Origin of the sequence: Prevotella sp. HMSC073D09 (genome assembly GCF_001814145.1) — a bacterium.
GTDB lineage: Bacteria > Bacteroidota > Bacteroidia > Bacteroidales > Bacteroidaceae > Prevotella > Prevotella conceptionensis.
The window spans coordinates 1-8,084 of sequence record NZ_KV815017.1 but is presented as its reverse complement, the minus strand read 5'-3'; the positions used below and the strand labels follow the sequence as shown (position 1 = coordinate 8,084).

Genomic DNA, 8,084 nt, shown 5'->3' with positions numbered 1-8,084 from the left:
TTTTCTATCTATTTATTAGGGTGGGAAACTTTAGATTATAAATTCTTTCAAGTTAAAGAAATATCAAAAGCCAAGGCGGCCTCTCTCTAAAAAACAAACCAATAATTTGTTCATTCGACAAAAAAACGATAAATTTGCACATCAACTAAGCCGTGTGCAACAACCTGCGGCAAGCATTTATTAGAGAAAGGAGGAAACGAAGATGTCCATTTCCAAAACAAGACAAAAGCTAGTGGACGTGGCGCGCCAACTATTCGCACGCAACGGCGTGGCAAACACCACGATGAACGACATCGCCGTGGCATCGGGAAAGGGCAGGCGAACGCTCTATACCTATTTCAATAGGAAAGAAGACGTGTACTATGCCGTGATTGAAGCCGAACTGGAACGCCTATCTGACAAGCTAGACGAGGTGGCCGCAAAGAAAATCAGTCCGCAAGACAAGATTATCGAGCTGATTTACACCCACCTAAGCATGATAAAAGAAACGGTGGTGCGCAACGGAAACCTACGTGCAGAGTTCTTCAGGAACATCTGGACCGTGGAGAAAATGCGCAAAAACTTCGACGAAGACGAGATTGAACTATTTAGAAAGGTGTATGCCGAGGGCAAGGCCGACGGTGAATTCGACATCGACAACGTGGAACTAGTGGCCGACATCACACACTATTGTATCAAAGGACTTGAAGTGCCGTTCATCTATGGCCGCTTGGGACATGGCCTAACCGAAGAGGCCAGCAAGCCGTTGGTGGCAAAAGTGGTGTATGGCGCATTGGGCAAACGTATCAATAAGCAATGAAAGCCGCCGTATTATTTTCGTTCGTGGGCATAATCATGGCTGCATGCACGGCATCGAGCCCCCAAGTGCAAAGCCACGCCACCAAACCCGCCATCGTACATGCCCCCAAAACGGCGACAATAGTGAAAGACAGCACGCCGCCACAACGTTCCGTCACCCCCGACACGACTACGAAGTACACAGAAGAGGATGGTGGGATGACACAAATTGAAAGTAAGTTGTTTACAGAAACGTCATCGATGCAAGTTCTTTATCAAGAAACAATACGAAGAGGAGACATCGACAATGCAGAGATGCTGTTGCCAAAACTTCCTTCGAAGAGCAAAGAAGTGGACGTGGATAAGAACGGGCTAATTGGCATTTCCTATAAAATCGGGCACCGACAGGCAACGGTTGAAATGTATTATAATGGCGGTGTAACCACGCTCATACTACGTGAGCAAAGCGGAGGCGTAAACCGCGAAATCATCCACAGTGCCGACTAGCCCCTAAAACGGCTAACGGGCAACAGGCGCAAACATTGTTTTGCCATGTCAAAGTAAGTTTGTACCTTTGCCTAACGAAATCAATGTATTTTCTAACATAAATAAAATCAAAATGGGATTATTAACAGGCAAAACTGCCCTTGTTACGGGTGCAGCCCGCGGCATTGGCAAAGCCATCGCATTGAAGTTTGCACAAGAAGGCGCAAACATCGCATTCACCGACTTGGTTATCGACGAAAACGGTAAGGCTACCGAGGCCGAAATTGCCGCTCTCGGTGTTAAAGCCAAAGGATATGCCAGCAACGCCGCCGACTTTGCACAAAGCGAAGAGGTTGTTAAACTGGTGAAAGAAGACTTTGGCTCGGTAGACGTCCTCGTGAATAACGCCGGTATCACCAAAGACGGCCTTATGCTACGCATGACCGAACAACAATGGGATGCCGTTATCGGCGTAAACCTCAAAAGCGCATTCAACTTCATTCACGCTGTCATCCCCGTAATGATGCGCCAACGTGGTGGCTCCATCATCAATATGGCATCGGTTGTAGGTGTTCATGGCAACGCCGGACAAGCCAACTATGCCGCCTCTAAGGCTGGTATGATTGCCTTGGCCAAGTCTGTAGCCCAAGAAATGGGTCCCAAAGGCATTCGTGCCAACGCCATTGCTCCTGGCTTTATCGATACGGCCATGACGCAAGAGCTGTCTGAAGAAGTGCGTAAAGAATGGATGAACCAAATTCCTTTGCGCCGTGGTGGAACCGTTGAAGACGTAGCTAACTGCGCGCTTTACCTCGCCTCCGACCTATCTAGCTATGTAAGCGGACAGGTTATCCAGGTAGACGGCGGTATGAATACGTAATTACACACAAGCATTCGTGTTCGGCGAAAAGGCCGTTGTGCCCTTTCGCCGAACCAACGTTTGCGGTTAAGGCCGTTCTAAAAGTTACCTTTGTGCATTTCAGAACAAGCTTTAAATCAAGCAAACAATGGCAAGTTTGCCAACACAATCGGTCAATTTATTTACCAGTGCACTTGTGAACCGAGAACCTTGCCCACCCCATACACACCCAATCCTTAGATATCATGATTCCTGTTTACGAAGACAACCACATCATTATCGTTTCTAAACATAGTGGAGAGATAGTTCAAAGCGACAAAACCGGCGATGTGCCACTTGTAGATATCGTAAAGAGCTACCTCAAAGAAAAGTATGCCAAGCCTGGGAACGTGTTCCTAGGAGTGGTTCATCGGCTCGACAGGCCGGTATGGGGGCTTGTGGCATTCGCAAAAACAAGCAAGGCGTTAAGCCGCATGAATGCCCTTTTCAGAACGGGCGACGTGGAAAAGACTTATTGGGCCATCGTACAGTCGCCACCTGAAAACGAATCGGGCGAATTGGTACATTGGCTCACGCGCAACGAAAAACAAAACAAGAGCTATGCCCACAACCACGAAGTGGCAGGTGCAAAGAAGGCCATACTTAGCTATAAGGTTATCGGCCGCTCCGAAAACTACACGCTCCTAGAAGTGCAACTGATGACTGGCCGACACCACCAAATACGTTGCCAGTTGGCCGCTATGGGCTGTCCCATCAAAGGCGACTTAAAGTATGGAGCAAGGCGAAGCAACGCCGATGGCAGTATCTCCCTGCTTTCTCGAAAGATTTCGTTTGTTCACCCCGTCTCTAAAGAAACGATCTGCGTTGAGGCTCCCCTACCCGACGACAACCTTTGGCACGCGTTTGGGTAGGAAGAAGGCTTGACCAAGAACATAAACAAACGAGCTGACAACCATCTAGAAACCCTAAATGATGCAAAATGCAGGCGACACGCTCAAAAGAGGGACAAATAAAGAGCTGCGTTATGCTGAGATTTGCGGCTAATTGTATAATTTGCAAGCATACTTTTCGCTAGAAAATGTCGAAAGCACGACGCCTTTTTAAATATTAATTCCAGATTTAATTTTGTGGTGACGAGTACGTGAGTTTGTGAGCTGAGGTCAGGACAACTTCAAGGTGAAAAACAAGAAAAAGAAAACCAAACAAATTCTTGAAGTCCCCCTGTTGATAAGTTGACGAGTTTTCAAATCGCAACAGGTATATCGGAATGACGTTTACCCCTTGCAACCAGCAAGAATGGTGTTCTTCGTTGTTCCAAACTCGTATATGGAATTATTTGGAGTACCATACATTACAGATATTAGTCCGTGTGCGCCATTTTACTTTTTTGATGGGCTTGGTTTGATTATAAAACATACGCACTAGCAGAATTAACACGTAAGCGGCACCTAAGTACAAAAACAAGCTCGCCAATAAAAGGAGATTGTGGGAGACGTAATTTATAAGTAGCCATGCAACTACCCCCCAAAGAGCTCCACCAACAGCAAACATATATGGGCGTAGCGTCGTTATGTCTGTGAACCTTAATTTATATCCCACTATTTCTTGATTTTAAATCATAAGACTGCTGCGCTCACCATTATTTTGTATACCAGGTGTCTGCATAATTCAATGAGGAGAGCCTACTTCGCCATTTAACTCTTTTATGTAACTTAAAACCAAAATAATGGGTTGAAGTTAATAGAAACTCTTTCAGACTTTCATTCTTTTGAAGTCTGACCTCTTCTGACTTTTCAAATGGACTATCTTCAAACAGGCTTAACTTACAACCATCTTTAAATACAAACTGTATCGCTATTTTGTATTGACTTGTATTTATATAATCAAGACTATAAAAGCCTAATAAATCTGTTTTTCTATAACGTTTTTCTTTCTTTCCTATTTGGAAAACGACATATTCCTTGGTATACCCCACAAGTACGGTCTTATTGCAGATTTTATGCAACAAATAGATGCACATATACACAATAGCACAGAAGGAGCAAGACATGATCCACCAATTATAATATTCGGTAGGGCAAAAGAATTTGATTATAAAATAACCGAACATGATGAATACCCCTACCCATATCGCAGATACATATGGAGGATAAGTTAAGACATTGGAGAATTTGTATCTATAAAGAGTATCCATAATTTTTTTTATACCCAATTTTTTATGCAATTGTTATTTGATGAGCATTGAGTACGCGAGTGGCTAGTCTAGCTCATTTTAACCATCCGTATTTATCATTTCTCCTGCCTTGTACAAATTTGCCATTGTTTATATGGAAGACCTTTTCTTTAACAACTACATCACCACCTACTAATGGTACTGTTTGTCTTAACACTATCTCATATTAGTGTGTTATTTTAAAGTCCAAACAACGGCTTATATTACAAAAGTTGAGGATTATTTTTAAGTGGATTGGCTTAATTGGATCTAACGCTACGTCTTTTAACGACTTATCATTGGCGTTCAATATCAACCAAACTTGTTTACTCGTAGTTTCTGATCCAGTGCCAGATTCAAACAAACGAAAAACATATACGCCATCACCTTCTTCAATTTCCGCATGGATAATCTTTTCACTGAAAGACAATCTAAAATTCGAACATCACAATATGAGATCTTCAACTTTTCATCGCATGGCATCATCTGCAGCTTTAATTTTAAAACAAGTTTCATTCCTTATTTCCATTTTTGCCCTACCATAACAAGCTAAAACAACAAATGAAAATATAAATACAGCTGTCTTTTTTCATTTTAAATCTATTTATAGGCAAAAGAAATAGCTTTAGAACTAGTCTATCGAAAAATGAGCGTTAGAAATGACACCAACTCCTTCTTTTATTCCACGGTATTCGAAGAGTCTCATCAATGATCGTCAAAATTCTTCTTTCGCTCAACAACGCTTGTTTTGAACACTTTCTTTCTAAACACCTTCTATTGTCATTCAATGAGGTTGCGGTAGGGTGAACATGAACGTAGGAATAGATGTTTAATTCTCGTGTGAACATCGGCACACAAGTGATGTGAGTCTAATAAGACTCACACCCCTTGCTGTGCCGAAACCAATGAAGAGGGTTTCGAGTGCCTCTTTGGATAAGTTAATATCATGATGTTAAGACAGGCTTTCTATTGATATATTCCAAAATTATTGGCTCTCGACCATCATTCATCGTCCACTTACAACTTGTTAACTTGTCAACTAGTCAACTCTAACGACTTTATCTCAGCTTATGCCCTTTAAACGCGAAGAAAGCGATGTAGAGGAAGCAGGGAAGGCAAATCCAATAGGCGTTTTGTGGGCCGTAGTTGTCTTTAAGAAGTCCAAAAAGAACCGTTACAACGGCTCCACCAATCAAGCCCATAGTAAGAACAGATGCACCCGACTTGGTGAACTTACCCAAGTCTTGCATCGACAAAGGCCAGAATGCAGGCCACATCAGCGAACAACCCAAAGCGATAATGCCAATGCTAAACACGCTCAAAGCACCAGGCAACAGCACAACAAGCAACGTACCCACTAAGGCGATGATGGTACATACTTGCAATGCACGGGTCTGCGACATGTATTTGGGGATGAGAACAACGCCAGATATATAACCCACGCTAATGCAAAGAGGCGTAATCCACGAATAATTTTCGGCATTTTCTAGGCCAAGGCCCTTGGCATAGTCGATAAGCGTGGCCAAAGCGATGGTTTCGGCACCCACATAAAAGAAGATGGCAAAGGCTCCAAGCACCAAGTGAGGGAATTGGAAAATAGATTTCTTGCTGTTGGCATATTGCGAAACCTGAGCATCTTCGGCACTATTTGATGCCTCACTCTCGTCTTCGCCTGCCGCCTTCACCTCAGGCAGCGGAGCCATCAACGACAGAACACCAAGTGCAAGGAACACGGCGATGATGATATAAAAGGGCTTATCTAGTTGACTAACGGTAAGATGTTCGCCTGCAACCAATGTGATGAACCACGGCGAGATAGGCCACGCCAGTTTATTGCATATACCCATAACGCTGATACGCTTGGCTGCACTCTCTACGGGACCAAGAATGGTGATGTATGGGTTAATGGCCGTTTGTAGAAATGCGTTGGCCGTTCCGCAGCAAAACGATGCTACGAGGAACAACACAAAGCTTTCTTGACTGGCCGAAACGATGAACACACCGAACGAAAGGGCGAAAAACAAAAACGCAACGGCCATTGTACGCTTATAGCCAATAAGCTTTACTAATTGACCAGCAGGATAACCGAATATCAAAAAGGGAATGAATGTTGCGCCAATAAGCAGGTAGGCACCAGCCGATGGTACGTTGAGCGACTCTTGCAACACTGGCACCAATAGCGAATTGATGCCTAACGCAAAGCCGCAAGAAAAGAACATCAGGCCTAAGAATGCGATAGGCACTAGATAATTTTTGTTTTCAGACATAATGTTGGTTTATTTAATTGATTGTTTATCGTTTGTATTCGGCCCTATTCCGACTTAATGCACGCCCTTGCAAACGCCTTTTGTTGGGTGTGCATAATTTGTTTGAGCAAAGTTACGACAATTGGAAGATACGGCCAAAAGATAGGAAGAAATAATTATTACAGCCTAATAAAATACGTTTATGCGGTGCCCCCTGTTTGCAGAACAGGTTTTGTTGAGGTGTTCGCCCTCGCGCGCGTATATATTAAGGTGTAGGAGTTTTCAACTGGGGTTTAAAGTTGTGTAAGGCAAAATTATGTGCCTGAGAAGGAGGAGGATTGCAACTGGGTTTTACGACTGACCCCAAAATGGGCTACGCATTGGGTAATAAAAGCAGTGTGAAACAGAAAAGGGGACAAACGAAATAAATCGTTCATCCCCCTTTTATTGCATGTTAGAGCATTTATCACTGCATTAAGTAGTTTTATTCATTGCTCTAGTTACTTTTTCGTAATAGCGTTGCGTCCCTTTATTGCTGTATTTCAATCCACCATTCCAAGCGCGTATGGCCCGTTCAATGTTGTTTTGTGGATTATGACGCTTTTGAATGAGAAGGAATATCTCCTTCGACTTCTGAACGCTAAACCTGTCTTTAAGTGTGTAAGCCTTCTTGATATTCAATTGTTTGAGATACAAGTTGACTTCTCTAACGCATATCGGTGTTATTTGCATGGCTCCAACAGACTTACCGCTTCTGGCGAATCTGTTTCCACCACTTTCCACCTGAATAATCGCATCCATAACCGGCTCCCAGTTCACGCTGTTGTCCGCCGTGTTATCCTCATTCGATGTTGCAAGGGCTAGGCCCGGCAGTAAACTTAAAATTGTAATACATAAAAATACAATTCTCTTTAATCTCTCCATAATTTTTTATTTATGAGACCTGAGCATGTAAGCCATCTGATTATAGCACATTTGTTGCCCGCGACTATTACTTTATGAGAAATAAGTTAAGTGAATAATCTCAGTCCCGTTAGATACCTTAGCGAATAAGCTCTTCCGAAACAAGGGGAAGGGTTTATCCTTATTCTTATCGCATGCAAAGTTACGAAATAAAACCGATGTAGCCAAACTTTTAATGCAAAAACCGTACTTTAAAAATTGTACAACATGCTGTAAAGCAGATAGTTAAGCAAAAAAAGGAAGAGTAGAACAGAAAACACGAACTATCCATACAAGCCTTGCTTGAAAGAAGAAAACACGGCAAAACAAACAAGCCTTTTCGGTATTTTGAAACCTGAACTCAGACATTTATAAACGCATCGACTTATAATTTCACAAACTAATGCACTTTCAATTCCACTAACTTACAAACTTATAAACACAAAACCTTTTAAACTCACTTACTCACCAGCCCTCAAACTTAAACCCTCACCAACTCCCAAAAACGAACAAGCCCTGAGTGCAGTCTTCGCACTCAGGGCTTTCGTATGAAAAAAGGCGG

Annotated in this window: 7 protein-coding genes; 4 read left to right on the top strand and 3 right to left on the bottom strand. The window is 42.9% G+C overall.

Translation table 11 applies throughout. The features are described 5' to 3' along the window. Positions 1 to 202: 202 nt before the first annotated feature. The 4 genes from HMPREF2955_RS00610 to HMPREF2955_RS00595 all read left to right on the top strand — a co-directional run bounded on the left by HMPREF2955_RS00610 (position 203) and on the right by HMPREF2955_RS00595 (position 3,033). The gene (locus HMPREF2955_RS00610; RefSeq protein ID WP_009230417.1) at positions 203 to 799 is read left to right on the top strand and encodes a TetR/AcrR family transcriptional regulator; all 597 of its coding nucleotides are present in this window, start codon (positions 203 to 205) and stop codon (positions 797 to 799) included. Next, positions 796 to 1,284 (top strand): hypothetical protein, encoded by a 489-nt coding sequence (locus HMPREF2955_RS00605; protein ID WP_070719963.1) that lies wholly within the window; start codon positions 796 to 798, stop codon positions 1,282 to 1,284. Before HMPREF2955_RS00610 ends, HMPREF2955_RS00605 begins: the two co-directional genes overlap by 4 nt. A 112-nt stretch (positions 1,285 to 1,396) precedes the next feature. Continuing rightward, on the top strand, positions 1,397 to 2,143 hold the full coding sequence (gene fabG, locus HMPREF2955_RS00600; RefSeq protein WP_070719965.1) for a 3-oxoacyl-[acyl-carrier-protein] reductase: 747 nt from the start codon (positions 1,397 to 1,399) through the stop codon (positions 2,141 to 2,143). Between the two features lie 224 nt (positions 2,144 to 2,367). Further along, positions 2,368 to 3,033 carry an RluA family pseudouridine synthase gene (locus HMPREF2955_RS00595; RefSeq protein WP_070719960.1) on the top strand — a complete coding sequence of 222 codons (666 nt, stop codon included), beginning with the start codon at positions 2,368 to 2,370 and terminating at the stop codon, positions 3,031 to 3,033. Positions 3,034 to 3,761: 728 nt separating this feature from the next. On the opposite strand, the gene HMPREF2955_RS16745 is transcribed toward HMPREF2955_RS00595, so the two are convergent. The 3 genes from HMPREF2955_RS16745 to HMPREF2955_RS00575 form a co-directional block, all read right to left on the bottom strand. Next, the gene (locus HMPREF2955_RS16745; protein ID WP_246830021.1) at positions 3,762 to 4,097 is read right to left on the bottom strand and encodes a hypothetical protein; all 336 of its coding nucleotides are present in this window, start codon (positions 4,095 to 4,097) and stop codon (positions 3,762 to 3,764) included. 1,295 nt (positions 4,098 to 5,392) lie between these two features. After that, positions 5,393 to 6,601, bottom strand: a complete 1,209-nt coding sequence (locus HMPREF2955_RS00580) for an MFS transporter (protein WP_070719955.1) — start codon at positions 6,599 to 6,601, stop codon at positions 5,393 to 5,395. A gap of 453 nt (positions 6,602 to 7,054) precedes the next feature. Continuing rightward, a complete protein-coding gene (locus HMPREF2955_RS00575; RefSeq protein ID WP_019186710.1) occupies positions 7,055 to 7,504 on the bottom strand; it encodes a lytic transglycosylase domain-containing protein in 450 nt (149 codons plus the stop codon). Positions 7,505 to 8,084 lie beyond the last annotated feature (580 nt).

Coding starts and splice junctions, on each gene's coding strand:
- HMPREF2955_RS00575 (WP_019186710.1), bottom strand. CDS start 7,504: ATGGAGAGATTAAAGAGAATTGTATTTTTATGTATTACAATTTTAAGT.
- fabG (WP_070719965.1), top strand. CDS start 1,397: ATGGGATTATTAACAGGCAAAACTGCCCTTGTTACGGGTGCAGCCCGC.
- HMPREF2955_RS00580 (WP_070719955.1), bottom strand. CDS start 6,601: ATGTCTGAAAACAAAAATTATCTAGTGCCTATCGCATTCTTAGGCCTG.
- HMPREF2955_RS00595 (WP_070719960.1), top strand. CDS start 2,368: ATGATTCCTGTTTACGAAGACAACCACATCATTATCGTTTCTAAACAT.
- HMPREF2955_RS00605 (WP_070719963.1), top strand. CDS start 796: ATGAAAGCCGCCGTATTATTTTCGTTCGTGGGCATAATCATGGCTGCA.
- HMPREF2955_RS00610 (WP_009230417.1), top strand. CDS start 203: ATGTCCATTTCCAAAACAAGACAAAAGCTAGTGGACGTGGCGCGCCAA.